The following is a 21,182-nucleotide window of genomic DNA, read 5'->3' as shown; positions in this document are numbered from 1 at the left end:
CATTCGAAGACGCCATGCAGCCCACCTTCCCCCTGCCCGAAGCCGATGCCCTGGCCCACAGCGACCAGCTGGCGGCCGCCCTGCGCGCCGAAATCCTTGCCCATGGCGGGGCGATGCCGTTTTCCCGCTTCATGGAGCTGTGCCTGTATGCGCCCGGCTGGGGCTATTACAGCGCGGGTGCCAGCAAGTTTGGTGGCAGTGGCGATTTCACCACCGCGCCCGAGCTCGGCAGCCTGTTCGCCGGCAGCGTAGCCAATGCGCTGGCGCCGGTATTCGCACAGCTGGGCGCGCAGTCGCGCCTGCTGGAACTGGGGGGCGGCACCGGTGCATTCGCCGAGGCGGTGCTGCTGCGCCTGGCGGAACTTGATGCACTGCCGTCGCGCTACGCCATCCTCGAACCCAGCGCCGACCTGCGCGAGCGCCAGCAGCAACGGCTGCAGCAGAACCTGCCGGCGGAGCTGGCCGCGCGCGTGGACTGGGTCGACCGCCCGTTCGAAGAGGACTGGGAAGGCGTTGTGTTCGCCAACGAGGTGATTGACGCGCTGCCGACCCCGCGCTTCCTGATCCGGGACGGCGAGGTCTACGAGGAAACCGTCGAGCTGGATGCCGAAGGCAACTTCATCCGTGGCGCGCAGCCGGCCGACATCCTGCTCAACGGTGCGGTGCGCCACATCGAGCGCTACCTGGAGCGCCCCTTCGCCGAGGGCTACCGCTCCGAGGTGCTGCCGCAGCTGCCGTACTGGTTGCAGGCAGTGGCGGGTGGCCTGCAGCGCGGCGCGATGCTGTTCATCGACTACGGTTACAACCGTGGCGAGTTCTACCAGCACGACCGCGATGAGGGCACCGTGCGCGCGTTCTACCGCCACCACGTGCACAACGACGTGCACCGCTGGCCGGGCCTGCAGGACATCACCGCGTCGGTGGATTTCACCGCGATGGCCGAGGCCGGCATGCACGGCGGTTTCGAGCTGGCGGGCTACTGCAGCCAGGCCAGCTTCCTGCTCGGCAACGGCCTGGACCAGGTGCTGTCGCTGGCCGAGGAACGCACCGATGAAGTCGGCCGTATCCAGCTGCGCGACCAGGTGAAGAAGCTGACCCTGCCGACCGAGATGGGGGAGCGCTTCCAGGCGATCGGCCTGCAGCGCGGCGTCGACTTCGAGCCCGCCTTCGAGCTGGGTGACCTGAGCTGGCGCCTGTGAGCGATGCGCTGCCGCTGATCAAGCCGCTGCGGCGGCCGCGGCTGTGGATCGCGCTTTGGACATTGGCGGTGCTGCTGGTGATCGTGGTCTGCCTGATCCCGCCACCGCCGATCCCGCTGCCGGAAAACGGCGACAAGGGCGAACACGTCCTCGCTTACTTCATCCTGGCCGGCAGCGCGGTGCAGCTGTTCCGTCGCGGTCGTCCGCTGCTGTGGGTGGCCGTGGGCCTGGTGCTGATGGGCATCGGCATCGAGTTTGCGCAGGGTGCATTGACCGATGACCGCATGGCCGATCCGATGGACGCCATCGCCAACACGGTGGGCGTGCTGGCGGGCATGGGCACGGCATTGACCCCCATGCGCGACCTGCTGCTGCGCTGGCGCGGGTAACGTCGTGCCAACCCAGGTTGGCACCTAACCGTAGATCCACGCCATGCGTGGATGAAGTGCCCGAGGTGCCGACCAAGGTCGGCACCCACCCGTACAGGCCTGCCGTCATTTCCCCAGCGTGACCTCATCCAGCACCCACATCGCCGGGCGCGTGTCGCCGGTGAAGTTGATGCACAGGTCAGCGGTGCCCTGCGTCCCCTTCGGCAGCGCCGCACGCAGCGTCACGAAGCCATCGGCATCCGGCTTGGCCGGCAACGGCACTTCCGCCAGTACCTTGCCGCTGCAGTCGCCACGACGAACCAGCATCTCCCCATGCGCGCGCTTGGGCTTCTCGAAGCGACGCTTGGGCTCGTCGTGGGCCAGCTGGAAGTAGTACGGAATGCGCCCCGCGCGGACTTCCACGCTGCCGATGCCGTCCAGCTGTGCCTGCGGCCAGCGCCAGCACGGCTGGAAGATGTCGACGTTGAACACCGCACGCGTTCCCTCGCGCGGGCCATCGTCTTCCAGGCGCAGCACCAGCCCCTTCTTGCCCACGCAGCTGAGCAGCTCATCGCTGCGGCGGCTGAGCAGCGACTGCGCGGTGAACGCGGCGATGCTCGGCTTCGCCGCCAGCATCTGGCCCTGGTAGAACGCGGCGGCCTGCACGGTGGTCGGCAGCGTCGCGGTCAGCGGTTGCTGGTACAGCGGTGACTGCGCGGTCACCGGCTGGCCATCGGTGCTGTAGCGCACGTCATAGCCCAGCGGGTTGGCCAGCGACACGGTCACGGTGTTGGCCGCGCGGCTGTCGGTGTAGTCCACGCCCACTTCGAACGGGGTCTGCGCGTAGGCCAGGCCCCAGGCGCGGTAGCGCTGCAGCTGGGCCGGCAGGCGTGCGAGGAAATCGCGGAAATCGCGATGTTCCGGCGTGCTCCAGCCGGTCTCGGCCACTGCGGCCAGGCGTGGGAACAGGTTGTGCTGCAGGCGCGCGTAGGTGCGCGTGTGTTCGGTGAACATGTTGGCCTGCAGGCCCAGGATGTGCTGGCGCTTGTCGGCCGCAAGCTCGGCCGGCACCGGTTCGAAGTTGTACAGCTTGCCGAGGTTGACCTGGGTCGGGCGGCCGGGAGGTTCATTCGGCGAGGCCGTCTGCAGGTAGTCCAGGTACAGGTAGCCCACCGGCGACATGACCACGTCATGGCCCGCACTGGCCGCGGCCAGGCCACCTTCGGTGCCCTGCCAGGACATCACCGTGGCCTGCGGCGGCAGCCCGCCTTGGAGGATTTCATCCCAGCCGATCAGGCGCCGGTCGTGCTCCTCCAGGAAGGTCTCCAGACGCTTGATGATGTGGCTCTGCATGGCCATTTCATCCTTGATGCCCAGCGCACGCATGCGCTGCTGGACCTGCCTGGAGGCTTCCCACTGGTCCTTGACCGCCTCGTCGCCGCCGACGTGCACGTACCTGGCCGGGAACAGCGCAATCACCTCTTCCAGCACGTTTTCGAGGAAGGTGACAGTGCTGTCTTCGACATTGAACAGGTTCGGGAACACGCCCCATTCGCTGATCGGCTTCAGCGGGGTATTGATCGAACCCAGTTCCGGGTACGCGGCAATCGCTGCGGTCGCGTGCCCCGGCACATCGATTTCCGGAATCACCTGGATATGCAGCTTCGCGGCATAGGCGATCACTTCGCGGATCTGGTCCTGCGTGTAGAAGCCGCAATACGGATGCTCCTTGCCAGTGACCGGATCGATGCCACCGTCGCCGGCCGGCAGGCGGCAGCTGCCCACTTCGGTCAGCTTCGGGTAGCGCTTGATCTCCATGCGCCAGCCCTGGTCATCGGTCAGGTGCCAATGGAAGGTGTTCAGCTTGTGCGCGGCCATCGCATCGAGCACGCGCTTGATCTCGTCCAGGCTCTGGAAATGCCGTGCCGAGTCGAGCATGAAACCGCGCCAGCTGAAGCGTGGCGCGTCCTGGATCTGCACTGCCGGCAGCACGCCGTTGCTGCCGCCGGTGGCGAGCTGGGCGAGGGTGGTTGCGCCATAGAACAGGCCGGTTTCGTTGCCGGCCTGTACCACTACGCCCTGTGCGGTGCTTTCCAGCGTGTAGCTCTCACCGCTGTCGCGGAAGGTGGGCACGATCTGGAAGCGGATGCCACCGGTCCTGGCCGCCGTCTTGCCCTTGGCCAGCGCCAGGCGCGGGCCGCCACTGCGCGCCAGCAGGTCGGCGAACTGGCTGGCGACGCGCTGTGCGGCCTCGCCTTCGGCCAGCAGCACGGTATCGGCGCGCACGGTGATGCCGCTGCCCTGGCCGCGTTGCACAGTGGCTGGCGCGGGAATCAGCATCAGGCTGCCGGTGCGCAGCTGCGGGCCGGGGGCTTCGGTGGCGGGCGTAGGATCGGCGGCCAGCGCCGGCAGTGCCGGCAGCAGGGCGATCAGGCTGCCCAGCAGCAGCGCGCTGCGCATCCGGGCGCGGGAAGGCTTGACCATCGGAACGACTCCTTGGAACGGTGCGATGAACGCTATACATGAAAAACGCCGGGCCCGGAATGACCCAGGCCCGGCGTGCGTGCACGACTCGGCGATGTTGCTGCCGCTGGATCAGTACTTGAAGCGGAAGTTGAGGTAGTACTGGCGACCGTTGCTGTAGAACGAGGTCGGGATGGCCGCGGTCTGGTAGTACTTGTAGGTCGGGTTGTTGAGGTTCAGGCCATCCAGGCTGATGCTCAGCCAATCGGTGGCCTTGAAGCTCAGCGATGCCGACAGCGTGCCGAAGTCATCCTGGTAGTACGGATTGGTACCGGACAGGCTGATCAGGAACGAGGAACGGCGGGTGTAGCTGACGCGGGCACCGAAGCGCTCGTTCTCGAAGTAGGCACCCACGTTGTAGGTGTTCTTCGAGGTGCCCAGCAGGTTGTGCGAGCCATCCGACCAGGTATGCGAGGTGGTGCCGTTGGCATAGGTGTAGTTGGCATTGATGCCGAAGTACTCGCCGATCGGCTGCTCGTAGGCCACTTCCACGCCGGTGACCTTGCCGTCGGCATTGATCGGGGTGGAGATCTGGTAGGTCTCGAGCTGGTTGGTCAGTTCGCTGTACAGCTGGCGCGAGACCACGTCGAAGGCGATGTAGTCCTTCAGGTCCATGTGATACGCGCCCACCGACAGCAGGCCGCGCGGCATGAAGTACCACTCCAGGTTGGCGTCCAGGTTGGTGGACAGGGTCGGCTTGAGGTTCGGATTGCCGCCGCCGCCGGTGCGGTTCAGGTCCGAACCGTACGAGGAGGCACCCAGTGCCGAGTAGTCCGGCAGGGTCTGGGTCTGCGAGGCGGCGACGCGCAGCACCAGCGAGTCGTCCAGGTCGAACTTGATGTTGGCGCTGGGCAGCACACGGTTGCGCTTGTTCTGGAAGGCCAGGCGCTCCCACATGCCGAACAGGCTGCTGACATCGGCATCGGCGGCCTTGCTGACGGCGTTGTAGGTGTCGATGTCCTGCTTGATGTTGACGTAGCGCAGGCCGACGTTGCCGCTCCACCAGTCGCCGCGGAAGTTGGCCTGCACGTAGCCGGCGAAGTTCTTTTCCTTCACCTTCCATTCGGCGCCGTAGTTGTGGCGACCGGTCGGGCCATCATTGCCGGCCAGCCAGGTGGAGTTGTTGGTCACCGCGTCCTTCAGCGCGCCCGGCGTGAAGTACCAGAGGTTGCGCGGGAAGGTGCCGCCGATGTCACCGGCAAAGCCGCTGGGATAGTTGGCCGTCGCGCCGTTCTTCAGTGCGCTCCAGATGTCACCCGGCGTTGCGCCTTCCGGCGACAGTGCTTCGCGCTTGTGGTCGGCGAAACGCAGGCCGAAGTCGATCGAGCTCAGCACGCCGCCATCGTTGAAGTACTGGTTGAAGTCGAGCGTGGCCCACTTCTCCTTGTCTTCGGCGGTGACCTGCTGGTTGCCCCAGGTGCCGAAGCTGGTCACGCCGTTGGGCGAGATGTCGCCGCCGACGTTCCAGTCGATCGGCGAGCCATTGCCGTGGGTGGCCCAGCTGGCGCCGCCGCCGTTGGCCAGGGTGACTTCGGCGATGTACTGGCGCGGCGTTTCGCCGGTGCCCTTGGTGCTGCCGGCCTGGAATTTTGCCGTCAGGCTGTCGTTGATCTGCCAGTCGGCATCGAAGGTGACATAGCTCGACTTGGCCTTCGACTCACGATAGATCATGTCGTACACCGCGTAGTCGGTGCCCGGCACGCCCCGGTAGGTGGCATTGGTCAGCACGCCATCCTTGACCACATAGCCCGGATCCGGCGCCTGCGACTTGGCGAAGCTGTTGCCGAACATCATGAAGTTGCGGTTGTAGTTGTTCGCCTTCAGCTCGGAGCTGAAACCATTCAGGCCGAGGGTGAGGCTGTCACTCGGCTTGAACTGCAGCGAGACCAGGCCGCCCTTGCGCTCGCGGGTCTGTTCGAACAGGGTCGAACCCAGCAGGCCCGGAACGTTGACGCCGATCAGGTCCGGATTGGTCCTGGCGACCGGATCGTTTGCGCCGATCTTGAAGAAGCCACCCGGGATTTCCTGCGCTTCACGGCGCAGTTCGCGCTTCTGGCTGAAGCCCTGCACCATCACGCCAAAGGTGCCTTCGTCGTTCTTGTAGTTGAACAGCGCCGAATACTGTGGGTCGTTCGACTTGGCCTGGTCCGAGCGCACCAGGCCGATCGAGCCTTCCGCAGTGAAAGGCTTGGAGAACTCCAGCGGCTTGCGCGTGATGATGTTGACGGTGCCGGTGGTGCCGCCGTCCTGCAGCTTGGCCTGCGAGGACTTGTTCACTTCCACCGAGCTGACCAGTTCGGACGGCAGCAGCGAGTAGCTGACGCTGCGGCCGACGTTGTTGCCCTGGCTGAGCACGAACCAGTCGGCCGAACCGACGGTGTGGCCGTTGATCAGGGTCTGGGTCAGGCTCGGGCTGGTGCCGCGCAGGCTGACACGGTCGGCTTCATCGAAGCCGCCTTCATCGGCGCTGGACGAGCTGATGTTGACGCCCGGCAGGCGCTGCAGGGTGTCGGCAACGTTGTGCGCCGGCAGCTTGCCCACGTCTTCGGCGGTGACCACTTCCACGCGCGCATTGGCTTCGCGCTTGGTGTCCAGCGATTTTTCCATCGAGCCACGGATGCCGGTAACGGTCACGGTGTCCAGGTCGGTGGCGGTCGGGGCAGCCTGCTGCGCGTGCGCACTGAAGGCGATGCAGCTGACGATGGCGGCCGAAAGCAGGGTCTTGCGGGTGTTCATGATGTCTCTCCTCATCACTCGATTGGATGCCGGCGGCGGTGTTCGATAACGGTTGCGATGACATGCGCGGGGCGGCGGCGAAGTCCCGTGCGTTGGCGTGCCACGTACTGCGTGCTGCGATTGCGTTGAAGCCTGTTGCGGTGTCAGGCCGCGGACTGCTGCAGGTACCAGCTGGCCGCGCCGACCACGCCCAGCTGGCCGTGCTCGACGACCTTCACCGGGATGCGTGCCAGCGCTTCGCCCATCGGTCCCTTCTGCAGGTAGCGCTCGACGAACGTGCTGGCATGCAGGTATTCGCGGATCTGCGGCAGGATGCCGCCGGCCAGGTAGACGCCCCCATGCGCGCCGTAGAACAGCGCCATGTCACCGATGGTGCTGCCGAGCAGGCCGCAGAACACATCCAGCGCCTGGCGCGCGCGTGCATCGGTATCGGCCATGGCCGCAGCGGTGACCGCATCGGGGCTGGCCAGCGTCGGCGCCTGCCCCTGCAGCGCGCAGACCGCGCGGTACAGGTTCATCAGGCCCGGGCCGGAGATCGCATGCTCGATCGACACATGGGCGCGATCACGCTGCATGTGGCGGACGATGGCCATTTCCAGTTCGGTGCTGGCCGCCAGGGTCGGCTGGCCGGCTTCGGTGGGCAGCACCACCGGGCCGTGCGCGGTGGGGATCCACAGCGCGGCGCCCAGGCCGGTGCCGGGGCCGACCACCAGGGTCGGGCCACGCGCGGCGGTGTCCGGGCCGCACAGGTGCAGCACGCCGCTGGCGTCGACCTGCGCGGCAGCGTAGGCCACCGCCTCGAAGTCGTTGACGATGTAGACCCGCTGCAGGCCCACATCGGCTTCCACCTGGCGCGCCGACAACGGCCACGGCAGGTTGGCGGTGATCACGGTGCCGTCCTCGCGGGCGTAGCCGGCGCTGGCGACCACGCAGTGCGTGGGGCGCGGGCCTTCGCCCAGGAAGTCGGACAGGATCGCGCTGAGACCGGCGTGGTCGGCGTTGCGGTACTTGCGGTATTCCAGCACCTGCACCGGATGGGCGGCATCGCCGCTGGCCTGGACCCGGGCCACGCGCACATGGGTGCCACCGACGTCGGCGGCCAGGAACGAGGGCGCGACGCGGGACAGGACATGGGCCGGGGCGGGGTGGCTGGCGGTCACGCGGGCTCCTGCTGCAGGTGGGGCCGGCCCCGGGATCGGGAGCGGCGATTGGGCCGGAGTCTGTAACCGCGCTGACAACGATGTCAACGAGTTCGTGACACTTTCGTTGCTGCGCCGCAACGAATGCGCCACGTGGTAAACGTTTACATGGCGTGAATGCGGGATTCACGCGGGAACCGTTGTGCTATGGGGCTCAAGCTGCCCAGCGCATTCAGCGTGATGCACGGCCACTCCCTTGCGCAGTGCAACATGGGTAGCAGGGGGCGTCGGATGGAAGTTGACAAACCGCCGTTGTCCATCGAAAGAATGTGACAACGTTGTTCCCAGCCACTCTCCGACGCCGCGTTCTGCGGCCGTCGCCGCAGGAGCCCTCCTGATGTCCGCCGTCCCCGCTGCAAGCGCGCGCCCGAACGTGGCCACCTCCATCGCCATCGTCGGCGTGCTGTTCTTCCTGATCGGCTTCTTCACCTGGCTCAACGGTCCGCTGATCACCTTCGTCAAGCTGGCCTTCGAACTCAGTGAGGTCGGCGCCTTCCTGGTGCTGATGGTGTTCTACCTGTCCTACTTCTTCCTGGCCCTGCCAGCGTCGTGGATCCTGCGCCGTACCGGCATGAAGAAGGGCCTGAGCCTGAGCCTGCTGGTGATGGCCGGGGGGGCCGCCCTGTTCGGCGAATTCGCCACCCAGCGCTGGTACCCGGGCGCGCTCGGCGGCCTGTTCGTGATCGGCAGCGGCCTGGCCCTGCTGCAGACCGCGATCAACCCCTACATTTCCATCCTCGGCCCGATCGAGACCGCAGCGCGCCGCATCGCGCTGATGGGCATCTGCAACAAGATCGCCGGCATGCTCGCCCCGGTGCTGATCGGCACGCTGGTGCTGCATGGCATCGGCGACCTTGATGCGCAGGTGCAGGCGGCTGATGCGGTCACCAAGGCCGCGCTGCTGAACGAGTTCGCTGCCAAGATCCACACCCCGTACCTGGCGATGGCCGCGCTGCTGGTGGTGCTGGCGGTGGCCGTGCTGTTCTCGCCGCTGCCGGAAATCAAGTCGTCCGAAGCCAACGCCACACCGGTCGCCGCCGGTGCCGCCGAGCGGCGCAGCATCTTCCAGTTCCCGCACCTGTGGCTGGGCGTGTTGTGCCTGTTCGTCTACGTGGGCGTGGAGGTGATGGCCGGTGATGCGATCGGTACCTACGGCCATGGTTTCGACCTGCCGCTGGACCAGACCAAGATGTTCACCTCGCTGACCCTGGGCGCGATGCTGGTCGGCTATGTCGTCGGCCTGCTGCTGATCCCCAACGTGGTGTCGCAGTCGCGCTACCTGACCTTCTCGGCCGTGCTGGGCGTGGTGTTCTGCCTGGGCGCCTGGGCCACCCACGGCTACGTCTCGGTGGCCTTCGTGGCCCTGCTGGGCTTCGCCAACGCCATGATGTGGCCGGCGATCTTCCCGCTGGCGATCCGCGGCCTGGGCCGTTTCACCGAGACCGGCTCGGCGCTGCTGGTGATGGGCATCGCCGGCGGCGCGATCATTCCGCAGCTGTTCGCCGTGCTCAAGCAGCACATCGACTTCCAGCTGGTGTTCGTGCTGCTGATGGTGCCGTGCTACCTGTACATCCTGTTCTACTCGGTGATCGGCCACCGCGCCGGCCTGCCGCAGGACAAGGCCTGATCGGCGATGATGGACGGCAGCCAACCCCAGGGAAAACCCATGCGCAGAGCGACCATCAAGGACGTTGCGGAGAAGGCCAAGGTCTCGCTGAAGACGGTCTCGCGGGTGATCAACAACGAACCTTCGGTGATGCAGGCCACCCGTGCGCGGGTACTGCGTGCCATCGCCGAGCTCGACTACGAACCCGATCCGTCCGCGCGCAACCTGCGCAGCGGCACCACCTTCGTGATCGGGCTGGTCTACGACAACCCGAACCCGTATCACATCATCGGCGTGCAGAACGGTGTGCTGGCCGCGTGCCGCGAGACCGGCTTCGGCCTGCAGATCCATCCCTGCGATTCCAGCTCGCCGCTGCTGGCCGATGAGCTGGCCGACTGGGTACAGCGCTCGCGCCTGGCCGGGCTGGTGCTGACCGCACCGATGTCCGAGCGCCGCGACCTGGTCCAGGCGCTGACCGCGCGTGGCATCAAGCTGGTGCGCATCATCGCCGCCACCGAAGACCCCGCCGACGGTGCCTGCGTGTTCGTCGACGACCGCGAGGCCGCCTACGAGATCACCGAACACCTGATCCAGCTGGGCCACCAGCGCATCGGCTTCCTGTGGGGGGGCAGTTCGCATCGCTCTTCGGGCGAACGCTATGCCGGTTACGAAGCCGCGCTGAAGGACTACGGCATGACCGTGGACAAGCACCTGGTGGTGCAGGGCGATTACACCTTCGACGACGGCTTCCGGGGTGCGCGCCGCCTGCTGGCGCTGCGCGAGCCGCCCACCGCCATCTTCGGTTCCAACGACGAAATCGCCGCCGGCGTGCTGGCCGCTGCCAAGTCGGCCGGCATGAACGTGCCCTACGACCTGTCCATCGCCGGGTTCGAGGACAGCCCGTTCTCGCGCCAGTCGTGGCCGCCGCTGACCACCGCCAAGCAGGCCACCGAGGACATCGCCCGCCACGCCGCGCGCCTGCTGATCGCGCAGCTGCGCAGCGATGCCTACGACGATGCGCCGGCGCCGCTGCACAACCAGGGCTTCGTGCCGCAGCTGGTGGTGCGCGGCTCGACCGCGCCGATGCGCCCGGCCGGCGCACGCCCCCTTCCTTCCGATCCTGCCTGAGCCCGCCATGTCGCTGTCAGACCCCACGTCCACCCTGATGTTCGCCGAGGCCGCCGAAGCGGCCGACGTGGTTGCCCGCCAGTTCTCGCGCAACCACGCCACCCTGGAAACGCTGGCTGCCAGCCTGCGCGCCGCGCCGCCGCCGTTCGTGGTCACCTGTGCACGTGGCAGCTCCGACCACGCCGCTACCTACGGCAAATACCTGCTGGAGACCCAACTGGGCCTGGTGGTCGCGTCGGCCTCGCCGTCGGTGGGTTCGGTCTACGCCGCGCCGCTGCAGCTGCGCGGTGCGTTGTTCATCGTCATTTCGCAGTCGGGCAAGAGCCCGGACCTGCTGCGCAACGCCGAGGCGGCCAAGGCCGCCGGCGCGCGCGTGATCGCGCTGGTCAACGTCGAGGATTCGCCGCTGGCGCAGCTGGCCGACACGGTCATTCCGCTGCACGCGGGCGCCGAAAAGAGCGTGGCGGCGACCAAGAGCTACCTGGCCTCGCTGGCCGCGTTGCTGCAGCTGGCGGCGTACTGGAAGCAGGACAGCAGCCTGCGTGCAGCGCTGGACCTGCTGCCCGATGCGCTGCGTGAGGCCTGGCAGTGCGACTGGAGCGCGGTGACCGAGGGCCTGGTCGACGCCACCAACCTGTTCGTGCTCGGCCGTGGCCTGGGCCTGGGTGCAGCGCAGGAAGCCGCGCTGAAGTTCAAGGAAACCTGCAGCCTGCACGCCGAGGCCTACAGCTCGGCCGAGGTCAAGCACGGCCCGATGGCGCTGGTCGACCGCGGCTTCCCGGTGCTGGCCTTCGCCCAGCCGGACGAAACCGGCGCCGGTACCCGTGCGGTGGTCGATGAGTTCACCGCACGCGGCGCGCAGGTGTGGCTGGCCGGTGCCGGTGGCAACCTGCCGGTGGCCGCCGCACCGCATCCGCTGTGCGCACCGCTGCTGACCGTGCAGAGCTTCTACCGCGCCATCAACGCGCTGGCACTGCGCCGTGGCTTCAACCCGGACCTGCCGCCGCATCTGAACAAGGTCACGGAGACGGTGTGATGGCAACCGTGCTGCGCAACGCCCGCATCCTGGCGGGCGATGAGTTCCGCGACGACCTGGCGGTGGTGATCGAAGACGGCCGCATCAGCGCGCTGCTGCCCGATGCCGCGCCGCAGCTTGGCCACGCGGCCGAACAGGTGGACCTGGGCGGCGGCTGGCTGCTGCCCGGCTTCATCGACGTGCAGGTCAATGGTGGCGGCGGCGCGCTGTTCAACAACACGCCGGACGTGGCGGCGCTGCGCACCATCGCGCAGACCCATCGCCGTTTCGGTACCACCGCGATGCTGCCCACGCTGATCAGCGATGACGTGGCGGTGATGCGCGAAGCCATCGGTGCGATGCGCGAGGCCATCGCGCAGGGCGTGCCGGGGGTGATCGGCATCCACCTGGAAGGCCCGTACATCGCGCCGGCGCGCAAGGGCACGCACGATGCAAGCAAGTTCCGCGTGCCGGATGAAGAAGAGATCGCACTGGCCGCGTCGCTGGACAACGGCGTGACCCTGCTGACGCTGGCGCCGGAGCGCGTGCCGCTGGAGACCATCCGTGCACTGGTCGAGCGGGGCGTGATCGTCGCCGCCGGCCACACCGCAGGCACCTACGAAGAGATCCGTGCCGGCCTGGATGCGGGCGTGCGCGGTTTCACCCACCTGTACAACGCGATGTCGCCGTTGCAGGGCCGTGAGCCCGGTGCGGTGGGCGCTGCGCTGGAAGACCGCGACAGCTGGATCGGCATCATCGTCGACGGCGTGCATGTGCACCCGGCCAGCCTGCGCGTGGCACTGGCGGCCAAGCCGCGTGGTCGCCTGCTGCTGGTGACCGATGCGATGCCGCCGGTCGGTGCCGACGATCCCAGCTATGTGCTGTACGGTGAAACCATCACCGCCATCGATGGCGTGGTGCGCAATGCCGCCGGTTCGCTGGCGGGTTCGGCGTTGGACATGGCCACCGCCGTGCGCAACACCGTGCAGCTGCTCGGCCAACCGCTGGCCGAAGCCGCACGCATGGCGTCGACCTATCCGGCGCAGTTCCTCAACGTCGACGACCGCCTGGGCCATATCGCCGAGGGCTACCAGGCCGACCTGGTGCTGCTGGACGACGCCCTGCAGGTGCGCGGTACCTGGATTGCCGGACAGTACGAGGCCGCCTGATGAACAGTACGCCGCCACGCCGCCTGGGCTCGATCGATGCCCTGCGCGGCATCACCGTGGCGGCGATGCTGCTGGTCAACAACCCGGGAGACTGGAGTGCGGTGTTTGCACCGCTGCGCCATTCGGAATGGCACGGCTGCACGCCCACCGACCTGGTGTTCCCGTTCTTCCTGTTCCTAGTCGGCGTGTCGATGGCCTTCAGCGTGGCGCCGCGCGCGCAGGATACGGCGGCGCGACCGGCGTTGGCGCGCGGCGTACTGGAGCGCGCGCTGCGCATCCTGGTGGCCGGTGCGCTGCTGCACCTGCTGATCTGGTGGGCGCTGCATACCCATCACTTCCGCATCTGGGGCGTGCTGCAACGGATCGCGGTGTGCGCAGCGTTGGTGGGTGTGCTGGCGGTGTATGCACGGCCGCGCGTGCAGGTGGGCGTGCTGGTCACGCTGCTGGTGGGCTACACCGTGCTGCTGCTGGGCATCGGTGACCTGGCGCCATGGACCAACCCGGCCAGCCGCCTGGACACCACGCTGTTCGCCCCCTGGATCTACCAGTGGCAGGCCGATACCGGACTGGGCCACGACCCGGAAGGGTTGCTGAGCACGCTGGGTGCGCTGGCCAGTACCGTACTGGGTCTGTTGGCCGGTGGCCTGCTGCGCAGCGGACGTGCGGCGGCATTGGCTGGCCTGGGTGTGGCAACCGCCGTGCTGGGCCTGTTGCTGGCCGTGGTGCTGCCATTGAACAAGCAGCTGTGGACGCCCAGCTATGTGCTGTGGACCGGCGGCCTGGCCGCGCTGGCACTGTGGTTGGGCCACGTGCTGATCGACCAGAAGGGATGGCCGGCGCTGGGCCGCCGCTTCGGCGTCAATGCGATCACCGCGTATCTGGGGGCCTCGGTGATGTCGGTGGCGTTGATGGCCAGCGGTGCCTGGAGCTGGATCTGGCAGCAACTGGCCGCCGCGATGCCGCAGGCGCTTGAGCTGGCGTCGATGCTGCAGGCGCTGGCGTTCGTCGCGCTGTGGTGGGGTGTGGCGTGGTGGCTGGACCGCCGCAAGATCTATCTGAAGATCTGATGGCACGGGGTCGGATCCCTTTCCGCAGGAACGGGCTCTGACCCTACCCGGGAGGTCGCCTCATCCACGCATGGCGTGGATCTACCTGATGTATCGGCGGCTCAATCCACGCATGGCGTGGATCTACGGGGTGTATCAGTGGCTCAATCCACGCATGGCGTGGACCAACCGGGTGTGCCGGCGGCTCAATCCACGCATGGCGTGGATCTACCGGGTGTATCGGCGGCTCAATCCACGCATGGCGTGGATCTACCCGATGTATCGGCGGTTCAATCCACGCATAGCGTGGACCAACCGGGTGTGCCGGCGGCTCAATTCACGCATGGCGTGGATCTACCGGGTGCGCCAGTAGATCCACGCCATGCGTGGATGCTCTCCGCGTGGCGTGTGATTGCCGCAAAGATGAACGATTTCAGCCACGTAGAGGCCAGGTGATGCCCGATCAAGTTCGCATCTGAACTGTGATGAGCGGCACGCAAATTCACCTGACGAAACCATTCACCACGGCGCAGACTGCGCTCGCAGTACCGCATATCCGCAGTTCCTGATCCCCTGTCCCAGGAGTGCTGTATGTCCCGTGCCGTCCCGCGCGCAGTGCGTATGCGCCGCCTCACTGTTTCCGTACTGCAGGCCATGGCTGTTCCGTCGGTCATGTTGTTGACTGCCAGCGCCGCCTGGGCCGGCTGTGACAGCGTCGCCCCCGTCGCCGGCCAGACGGTCACCTGCGATGCCAACGCGCCGAACCCGCAGACCGTGCCCGTCACCGCCAATGGCGCCGCCGGCATCACCGTCACTGTCGCCAACACGGTACAACTGCAGCAGAGCGGTGGCAGCAGCGCGATTTCGCTTGTCGGCGCCGGTGGGCACCTGCTGTCCAACCTGGGCACGATCAGTTCGGTGGGCGGCGTGGCGGTCCAGCTCGGTGGCGGCAGCCGCGTCGAAAATGCGGGAAGCATCAGTACCGGCAACAACACCGCGCTGCAGTTCGTCGGCGCGGGCGACAGCGTGCTGGTCAACCGCGGAACGATCAGCGGGCGCACCGGCGTGCAGTTCGGTGCCGGCAATGACCGCCTGGACATGCAGGCCGGCAGCATCAGCGGCGGCGTCCTGCAGGGCGATGGCAACGACGTGCTGGTGCTGGGCAACGGTACGATCGACAGCGTCGACCAGGGCAGTGGCGATGACCAGATGACCGTCACCGGTGGCACCGTCACCGGCGTGGTGGCGCAGGGCAGTGGCCGCGATGATTTCGTCATGAGTGGCGGCACGATCGGCGCGCTGCAGCAGGGCGACAACATCGATACCTTCCGCATGAGCGGTGGCCGCATCATCGGTGCGTTCGAGGATGGCGACCAGGCCTGGATGACCGCAGGCCGCATCGGCCGCGTCAACATGAAGCTGGACAAGAACCTGTGGGACCAGTCCGGCGGTACCGTGGATGGCAACGTGGTGACCGGCTTCGACACCGACACCATCATCATTTCTGGCACGGCCTATATCGGCGGCAACATCAGCGTCAGCGGCGGCAACGACAGCGTGACCATCACCGACGGCACCGTGCGCGGGCAGGTGCTGCTCAGTACCGGCGATGACACCTTCAACTGGAATGGTGGTGGCATCGTCTACGGTGCGATCGACATGGGGCCGGACAACGACGTCGCCACCCTCGGCAACCTCAACCAGGGCAACCTTGGCGCGGTGCCGCTGTTCGACGGTGGCAGCGGCATCGACCAGCTCAACCTCAGCAACGTCAAGACCGCCGGCGTGGGCCGTTTCCAGAACTGGGAGACGGTGCGCCTGGCCAACAGCACCGAGCTGACCTTCGATGGCGATCTGGTGCTGGGCGACAGCAGTACCGGCACCGGCACGCTCACGGTGGATGACACGAGCACCGTCTATGCAGGCAGTGGCGGCCATGCCATCCGTCCGTTCAACAGTGGTGCACTGGTGGAGATGGTCAATGCCGGGCGCATCGACCTGACCGGCACCGGCGCAGGCGACGTGTTCACCGTGCGCGGCAATTATCGCGGCGACGGCGGTGGCCTGTACCTGCGCACCGTGCTGGGCGCAGACAATTCCACCAGCGACCGCCTGGTGATCGATGGCGGTTCCGCCACCGGCACCACCGGCATCGGCGTGCTCAATGCGGGCGGCAGCGGTGCCGCCACGCTGGCCGATGGCATCCTGGTGGTGCAGGCCTTGAATGGTGGCCGCACCGCGCCGGGCGCGTTCTCGCTGTTTGCGCCGGTCGCGGCCGGTGCCTACGAGTACTTCCTGTTCAAGGGCGGTGTCAGCGCCGGCACCAGCGAGAACTGGTACCTGCGCTCGACGCTGTTGACCGGGCCAACGCCGGCACCCAATGGTGGTGGCAGCGCCGCGCCACCGCCGCTGACGCCGCCGGTCGCACCGCCGCCGGCGATCACCCCGGCACCGCCGCCGCCACCGGAAGGCGCCACCGATCCTGACCTGACCGCCGGCGAGACCGCGCCGCCACCGCCGCCACCGGAACCGGCGCCGGTGGCGCCGCCCAGCGACCCGGCGGTGCCGGACGTGCCGATGGCCGGCGGTGCGCTGCCCGGTACCGGCACTCCGCCAACGCCGGGTGCACGCCCTGCCGAAGGCGCGGTGGTGCCGCTGTACCGCGTGGAGACCGCCGCCTACGCGGTGGTGCCACCGCTGCTGCGCGAGACCTCGCTGGCCAGTCTCGGCACGTTCCACGAGCGGCAGGGCGAGCAGCGCCTGCTGTACAACCAGGGCGCATTCCGCACCGCCTGGGGCCGGTTGGTGGGGCAGAGCAGCGAGATCCACTGGAAGGGGGATGCGCAGCCGGGCTTCGATGGCGATGTGATGGGCCTGCAGGCCGGCCTCGACGTGTGGGCTGCGGCGTCTGACAACCACCGCAACCAGATCGGCGTATTCGTTGGCCGCACCCGCGCGCAGGGCAAGACCACGGGTCTGGCACTGGGCTGGGAGAACGTGCAGGTGGGCCAGAACCGCCTGGATGACAAGCACGTGGGCCTGTACTGGACGTTCACCGACAGCAGTGGCGGCTATATCGACGCCGTGGCGATGCAGAGCCGTTACGACGGCCGCGTGCGTTCCTCGCGTGGGCTCGGCTTCGGCCTGAGCGGCGACGGTACCAGCGTGTCGGTGGAGGCGGGCAAGCCGCTGCTGCACTTCGGGCAGTCCGCATGGTGGCTGGAACCGCAGGTGCAGGTGATCTGGCAGCGCACTTCGCTGGATGACCGTCGCGATGAAGTATCGAGCGTGCGCTTCGACAACGACAACGCCTGGACCGGCCGCATCGGCCTGCGCCTGGCCGGCGATTATCAGTTGGCCGACAACGGCTGGCAGCCGTATTTCAAGCTCAATTACTGGCATAGCCGTTCCGGCGAAGACCGCATCCGTTTCGACGACGACGTGATCGTCAATTCGCAGCGCTCGCGCGCGCTGGAAGCCGGCGTGGGTGTGGTCGGTCGCTTCAACCGCACCATCAGTGCGTACGCCGTGGCCGACTACACGCGCGAGCTGGGCGGCGACCGCAACGAGAAGCGCCGCATCATCGAAGGCAACATCGGCCTGCGCGCGGACTGGTGACAACCGCAACCTTGGGTAGGTGCCGACCTTGGTCGGCACGAATCCCACCCACGCCATGACCTCTGCGCAGCCGGGCATAGGCGCAGCTCTATAGCAGCGGTGCGCACGCATCCGGTTCCACCAACGCTCCGGCATGATCGGCCAATACCACCACTGCGTGCAGCAAGCCTTCCTCCACCTGCGGCGGACACTGCGCCTGCGCATCATCCATCTCGCGTGCCGACTGCGCCGCCAGCAACACGCCCCCACACGCAGACACTGCCGCCAGGCAGCGCGTTGCCTCCGCCAGGTCCCGGCCGCGCGCCTCGCTGAGTTGCCGCTCGCGCCACGCCTGGCCGTCGGCTGCGTGGCTGTGAGCGATGCCGCGCAACCGGGCGAAGAACGCCGATGGCGGCGCCTGTTCGTTGGCTTCGGCGAGTGCATCTTCCAACGCTTCAGCGACGGCAGTGGACAGCTGCAGGCCGGGCAGTGCAGCGCCGAGCAGGGCATGCAGGCGTGGATAGGTGGGGTGGGGCGTGTTCATGGCGGCAACCTCACGAGGCGAGGCCACCTGCGGGATGCAAGGTGGCGGGCGGTGCGGGTTGGCGTGCCGGTGAAGCTCTTCACGAGGAATGACGCCGGCGGATCCGGGGATCCCCTCGCGCCGCCCGCCGCAGAACGACGGACGGTGCATTGTTCGGGCCGGCAACGAGGTTGCAAGCCTGCTCGTGAAAAACTTCATTCAGGACGCCAATCCCGACCAGCGCAGGAGGCGCCGGCAAAGCCACCTTGGCGCGTTGTACCCCGCGATGACATGGGCAAAGTTGTAATGTTGTGATCGCAGTGAGCGTGTCTGCCTGCAATCTGCGGAGGAGGCAAATACGACAGTTCGCGCGTGGCGCAAGCGATCATGCCCCGGTTATGCTGCGGTCCTGATTCAACGACAAGGAAGCGTCGCATGCAGGTTCGCAAGGGAGTGCGTCGCATCGGCGCGCTGATGCTCGTGTTGCTGGCGACCGGCGCCATGGCCGATACCCCAAGCGCGGTCGAGGTGCCCTCGCCGGAGGCCCAGGCCGAGATCCTCAACCTGCTTGAACGCCAGGCGCTGTATCGCGACCGGATGGACTGGCCCGCCACCCGCGTACGCCTGCAATCGGCGCAGGGCGACCCGGCGCGACGGCTGGCCGTTCTGCGCGAAGCCATTGCGCTCAGCACCGGCCACCATGGTGCGTGGACCACGACCCAGCGTCAGCGCAAATCCCTCGCGCGTGCGCAGCAGGCCGGTGCCGCCGCCGTGGACCGGGCCAAGGCCGCTGATGCGGTGGATGCGCGCATCGGCTGGGTGGTCATCGAGGGCTATGCCTCCTCGCCGGGCGCGACGCCGCAGGAAAAATTCCGCCAGGACATCCAGCGTGCCGCGCGGTGGCAGCAGGTCATCCGCAGCAAGGACGACGGCGCGCGCTGCGGCTGGATCGTCGACCTGCGGGACAACGGTGGCGGCTCCATGTGGCCGATGCTGCTGGGCATGGCACCGCTGCTGCGCACCTCGGTGGTGAACAACGAGGACGTCGGCTCGTTCGAAACCGCGCAAGGGCCGCAGCGCTGGACGTTGACGGCGACTGCCGTGCAGCTGGCGGGCAAGCCGCTGCTGGACTTCGGCCAGTCGGGTCACGCGCTGCGGCAGCCTGGTGCGCCGGTGGCGGTGCTGTTCGGGCCCCGCACTGCCAGTTCGGGCGAGGCCGCGGTGCTGGCGTGGCGTGGCCGGCCGCAGGCGCGGAGCTTCGGCCAGCCGACGGCGGGTGTCTCCACTGGCAATGTCGTGCACACGCTTGCCGATGGCAGTCGCCTGCTGCTGACCACCAGCGTGATGCGGGACCGCGATGATCGTGGCGATGGCTTGAAGATCGAGCCCGACCAGCGCGTGGAGGGTGACGCGGCCACCGTCGCCGCCGCCCAGGCTTGGCTGCTGGCCCAGCCCACCTGCCGGGGCAACCGGACATGATCCTGATCGGCCAACAGGAACGGGTGCTGATCGTCGGCCCCACCGAAGCGCACCACTGCCTGCGGTGCCAGACGGAAACCGAGTTCGCGCCGCAGCTGCGCTACAAGATGGCGCGCATCGACCTGCTGTTCGGGTTCACCTACCAGCGCCGCTACGAGCTGGCCTGTACCCGGTGCGAGCACGGCTGGGTGCTGGATACCGAGACCATGGACCAGCAGCTGGGCGGGGTGCCGATCCCGTGGCAGCACCGCTTCGGCCTGCCGTTGATGCTGGTGGGCGTGGCCGGGTTGGCCGCGCTGGGCTGGCTATGGCGGCACGGCTATATCGGCCGCTGATGAAGATGAAACGGTTGCTTATGTCCCATATTGGGACTAGGATGTGCGGATGAAGGTGGTTGCTTTGGCGACGCTGAAACGATTCTGGGAACGTCACCCTGATTCGGAAGCAGTGCTCAGGTCCTGGTACGACGAAGTCAGGCACGCCGTATGGGACACGCCGCACGACGTACGCCAACGTTATGCAAGCGCAAGTTTCGTGGCGAACAGTCGTGTGGTGTTCAACATAAAGGGCAACAGCTACCGGCTCATCGTCGCTGTGAGTTACAGGTTTCAGGTGGTCTACATCAAGTTCATTGGCACCCACGCCGAGTACGACCGGATCGACGCCGACACTGTGGAGCTTCTATGAACATCCAGCCCATCCGTACGGAAAACGACTACGAAAATGCGCTGCGCGAGATTTCGGCCTACGTGGACAACGAGCCGGAGCCGGGCAGCGAGGAGGGCGATCGATTCGAAATTCTCGTAACGCTGGTTGAAGCCTACGAAGCGAAGCACTACCCGATCGAACCGCCAGACCCCATCGACGCAATCCGCTTCCGCATGGAGCAGGGCGGTCTGACCGTGAAGGATCTGGTGCCGTCCATCGGCCAGCTCAACCGTGTCTATGAGGTGTTGAATCGCAAGCGCGGTCTGACTCTGGAAATGATCCGGAAGCTTCACCGCAACCTGGGCATTCCCGCGGAAAGCCTCATCGGCCGCTGAAGCCGGTGTCCCTGCCGAGGCGCTGCCGTGCCTCGTGCCCGGCCTGCTAAAGTTGCAGCCTGCAACCACGTACCGGAACCGACCATGGACCACGACACCCCGTTCGAACCCCTCAACGACCTCGAGGTGCGCCTGCTGCAGGCCCAGGACGGCACGCTGACCGCAGCGCAGTTCCTCGATGGCCTGCTGACCTCGACGGCGTTCGTGCTGCTGGACAAGGCCATTGGTGAGGATGGCGCCTGGGACGAAAGCATCTCGCCGCTGGTGCTGACCAGCGAGAGCGGCGAGCCGATGTTCGCGGTGTTCACCGCGCCCGAGCGTGCCGGCCTGTGGCACGAGCAGCTGCCGCAGTTTGCGCATGCCATGCCGATCGCGGTGCACGCGCTGCTGGCCGGTATCGGCGACGGCGTCGGCCTGGTGCTGAACCCGGGCCTGGACGTGGGCATGGAGATGATTCCCGATGCCGTGGCCCAGCTGAAGCAGCGTGCGGCGGCGATTACCCGTGGGATGGCGCACTGAAGCCAGTGATATAGGGGTGCCAGCGGCGTACA

General features: G+C 67.2%; 18 protein-coding genes. 14 read left to right on the top strand and 4 right to left on the bottom strand.

The genetic code is table 11. The features are described from left to right. Window positions 1–14: 14 nt before the first annotated feature. Together NSQ78_RS18335 and NSQ78_RS18330 are read left to right on the top strand one after the other, a co-directional pair. The gene (locus tag NSQ78_RS18335) at window positions 15–1,199 is read left to right on the top strand and encodes an SAM-dependent methyltransferase (protein WP_064239195.1); all 1,185 of its coding nucleotides are present in this window, start codon (window positions 15–17) and stop codon (window positions 1,197–1,199) included. Further along, window positions 1,196–1,588: a VanZ family protein gene (locus NSQ78_RS18330; RefSeq protein ID WP_064239194.1), complete on the top strand. Its 393-nt coding sequence runs from the start codon at window positions 1,196–1,198 to the stop codon at window positions 1,586–1,588. Before NSQ78_RS18335 ends, NSQ78_RS18330 begins: the two co-directional genes overlap by 4 nt. Before the next feature lie 105 nt (window positions 1,589–1,693). Here the strand turns inward: NSQ78_RS18330 and NSQ78_RS18325 are convergent, their stop codons facing one another. From NSQ78_RS18325 to NSQ78_RS18315, 3 genes are all read right to left on the bottom strand, one after another. After that, window positions 1,694–4,051, bottom strand: coding sequence for a family 20 glycosylhydrolase (locus tag NSQ78_RS18325; protein WP_064239193.1), 2,358 nt, complete (start codon window positions 4,049–4,051; stop codon window positions 1,694–1,696). A 111-nt stretch (window positions 4,052–4,162) separates the two neighbouring features. After that, on the bottom strand, window positions 4,163–6,826 hold the full coding sequence (locus NSQ78_RS18320; protein ID WP_057494989.1) for a TonB-dependent receptor: 2,664 nt from the start codon (window positions 6,824–6,826) through the stop codon (window positions 4,163–4,165). Window positions 6,827–6,969: 143 nt separating this feature from the next. Further along, window positions 6,970–7,986, bottom strand: coding sequence for a glucokinase family protein (locus NSQ78_RS18315; RefSeq protein ID WP_053461389.1), 1,017 nt, complete (start codon window positions 7,984–7,986; stop codon window positions 6,970–6,972). Between the two features lie 376 nt (window positions 7,987–8,362). On the opposite strand from NSQ78_RS18315, the gene NSQ78_RS18310 reads away from it, so the two are divergent. From NSQ78_RS18310 to NSQ78_RS18280, 7 genes are all read left to right on the top strand, one after another. Continuing rightward, entirely contained in the window at window positions 8,363–9,652 is a 1,290-nt protein-coding gene (locus NSQ78_RS18310) for a sugar MFS transporter (protein WP_049466707.1), read from the top strand. Between the two features lie 39 nt (window positions 9,653–9,691). Further along, on the top strand, window positions 9,692–10,759 hold the full coding sequence (locus tag NSQ78_RS18305; RefSeq protein ID WP_049466708.1) for a LacI family DNA-binding transcriptional regulator: 1,068 nt from the start codon (window positions 9,692–9,694) through the stop codon (window positions 10,757–10,759). A 7-nt stretch (window positions 10,760–10,766) separates the two neighbouring features. Then, entirely contained in the window at window positions 10,767–11,795 is a 1,029-nt protein-coding gene (locus NSQ78_RS18300; protein WP_057494991.1) for an SIS domain-containing protein, read from the top strand. Then, window positions 11,795–12,943, top strand: a complete 1,149-nt coding sequence (gene nagA, locus NSQ78_RS18295) for an N-acetylglucosamine-6-phosphate deacetylase (RefSeq protein ID WP_064239192.1) — start codon at window positions 11,795–11,797, stop codon at window positions 12,941–12,943. Before NSQ78_RS18300 ends, nagA begins: the two co-directional genes overlap by 1 nt. After that, a complete protein-coding gene (locus NSQ78_RS18290) occupies window positions 12,943–14,010 on the top strand; it encodes a heparan-alpha-glucosaminide N-acetyltransferase domain-containing protein (protein ID WP_064239191.1) in 1,068 nt (355 codons plus the stop codon). The genes nagA and NSQ78_RS18290 overlap by 1 nt, the downstream gene beginning before the upstream one ends. A 70-nt stretch (window positions 14,011–14,080) precedes the next feature. Further along, on the top strand, window positions 14,081–14,362 hold the full coding sequence (locus NSQ78_RS18285; RefSeq protein ID WP_149901779.1) for a hypothetical protein: 282 nt from the start codon (window positions 14,081–14,083) through the stop codon (window positions 14,360–14,362). Between the two features lie 218 nt (window positions 14,363–14,580). After that, window positions 14,581–17,607, top strand: a complete 3,027-nt coding sequence (locus NSQ78_RS18280) for an autotransporter outer membrane beta-barrel domain-containing protein (RefSeq protein ID WP_064239190.1) — start codon at window positions 14,581–14,583, stop codon at window positions 17,605–17,607. Window positions 17,608–17,695: 88 nt separating this feature from the next. On the opposite strand, the gene NSQ78_RS18275 is transcribed toward NSQ78_RS18280, so the two are convergent. Beyond that, the gene (locus tag NSQ78_RS18275) at window positions 17,696–18,130 is read right to left on the bottom strand and encodes a hypothetical protein (RefSeq protein WP_064239189.1); all 435 of its coding nucleotides are present in this window, start codon (window positions 18,128–18,130) and stop codon (window positions 17,696–17,698) included. 414 nt (window positions 18,131–18,544) lie between these two features. Here NSQ78_RS18275 and NSQ78_RS18270 point away from each other — a divergent pair, with 414 nt between their 5' ends. The 5 genes from NSQ78_RS18270 (at window position 18,545) to NSQ78_RS18250 (ending at window position 21,150) form a co-directional block, all read left to right on the top strand. After that, the gene (locus NSQ78_RS18270; RefSeq protein ID WP_064239188.1) at window positions 18,545–19,588 is read left to right on the top strand and encodes a S41 family peptidase; all 1,044 of its coding nucleotides are present in this window, start codon (window positions 18,545–18,547) and stop codon (window positions 19,586–19,588) included. Continuing rightward, window positions 19,585–19,923 (top strand): hypothetical protein, encoded by a 339-nt coding sequence (locus NSQ78_RS18265; protein WP_049466438.1) that lies wholly within the window; start codon window positions 19,585–19,587, stop codon window positions 19,921–19,923. Before NSQ78_RS18270 ends, NSQ78_RS18265 begins: the two co-directional genes overlap by 4 nt. Window positions 19,924–19,972: 49 nt before the next feature. After that, entirely contained in the window at window positions 19,973–20,275 is a 303-nt protein-coding gene (locus NSQ78_RS18260; protein WP_064239187.1) for a type II toxin-antitoxin system HigB family toxin, read from the top strand. Further along, entirely contained in the window at window positions 20,272–20,631 is a 360-nt protein-coding gene (locus NSQ78_RS18255) for a transcriptional regulator (protein ID WP_064239186.1), read from the top strand. The genes NSQ78_RS18260 and NSQ78_RS18255 overlap by 4 nt, the downstream gene beginning before the upstream one ends. A gap of 84 nt (window positions 20,632–20,715) precedes the next feature. Next, window positions 20,716–21,150 carry an SseB family protein gene (locus tag NSQ78_RS18250; protein WP_005419309.1) on the top strand — a complete coding sequence of 145 codons (435 nt, stop codon included), beginning with the start codon at window positions 20,716–20,718 and terminating at the stop codon, window positions 21,148–21,150. Window positions 21,151–21,182: the final 32 nt, after the last annotated feature.

It is taken from the genome of Stenotrophomonas sp. FSL W7-1447, assembly GCF_037966425.1.
GTDB lineage: Bacteria > Pseudomonadota > Gammaproteobacteria > Xanthomonadales > Xanthomonadaceae > Stenotrophomonas > Stenotrophomonas pavanii.
The sequence above is the reverse complement of the archived record's forward strand: the minus strand, read 5'-3'. Positions and strand labels throughout refer to the sequence as shown.

Bases quoted from the DNA above. Each gene is read 5' to 3' on its own strand.
- NSQ78_RS18335 (WP_064239195.1), top strand. From the start codon at position 15: ATGCAGCCCACCTTCCCCCTGCCCGAAGCCGATGCCCTGGCCCACAGC.
- NSQ78_RS18325 (WP_064239193.1), bottom strand. From the start codon at position 4,051: ATGGTCAAGCCTTCCCGCGCCCGGATGCGCAGCGCGCTGCTGCTGGGC.
- NSQ78_RS18320 (WP_057494989.1), bottom strand. From the start codon at position 6,826: ATGAACACCCGCAAGACCCTGCTTTCGGCCGCCATCGTCAGCTGCATC.
- NSQ78_RS18310 (WP_049466707.1), top strand. From the start codon at position 8,363: ATGTCCGCCGTCCCCGCTGCAAGCGCGCGCCCGAACGTGGCCACCTCC.
- NSQ78_RS18305 (WP_049466708.1), top strand. From the start codon at position 9,692: ATGCGCAGAGCGACCATCAAGGACGTTGCGGAGAAGGCCAAGGTCTCG.
- NSQ78_RS18300 (WP_057494991.1), top strand. From the start codon at position 10,767: ATGTCGCTGTCAGACCCCACGTCCACCCTGATGTTCGCCGAGGCCGCC.
- nagA (WP_064239192.1), top strand. From the start codon at position 11,795: ATGGCAACCGTGCTGCGCAACGCCCGCATCCTGGCGGGCGATGAGTTC.
- NSQ78_RS18290 (WP_064239191.1), top strand. From the start codon at position 12,943: ATGAACAGTACGCCGCCACGCCGCCTGGGCTCGATCGATGCCCTGCGC.
- NSQ78_RS18285 (WP_149901779.1), top strand. From the start codon at position 14,081: ATGGCGTGGATCTACCTGATGTATCGGCGGCTCAATCCACGCATGGCG.
- NSQ78_RS18280 (WP_064239190.1), top strand. From the start codon at position 14,581: ATGTCCCGTGCCGTCCCGCGCGCAGTGCGTATGCGCCGCCTCACTGTT.
- NSQ78_RS18275 (WP_064239189.1), bottom strand. From the start codon at position 18,130: ATGAACACGCCCCACCCCACCTATCCACGCCTGCATGCCCTGCTCGGC.
- NSQ78_RS18270 (WP_064239188.1), top strand. From the start codon at position 18,545: ATGCAGGTTCGCAAGGGAGTGCGTCGCATCGGCGCGCTGATGCTCGTG.
- NSQ78_RS18265 (WP_049466438.1), top strand. From the start codon at position 19,585: ATGATCCTGATCGGCCAACAGGAACGGGTGCTGATCGTCGGCCCCACC.
- NSQ78_RS18260 (WP_064239187.1), top strand. From the start codon at position 19,973: ATGAAGGTGGTTGCTTTGGCGACGCTGAAACGATTCTGGGAACGTCAC.
- NSQ78_RS18255 (WP_064239186.1), top strand. From the start codon at position 20,272: ATGAACATCCAGCCCATCCGTACGGAAAACGACTACGAAAATGCGCTG.
- NSQ78_RS18250 (WP_005419309.1), top strand. From the start codon at position 20,716: ATGGACCACGACACCCCGTTCGAACCCCTCAACGACCTCGAGGTGCGC.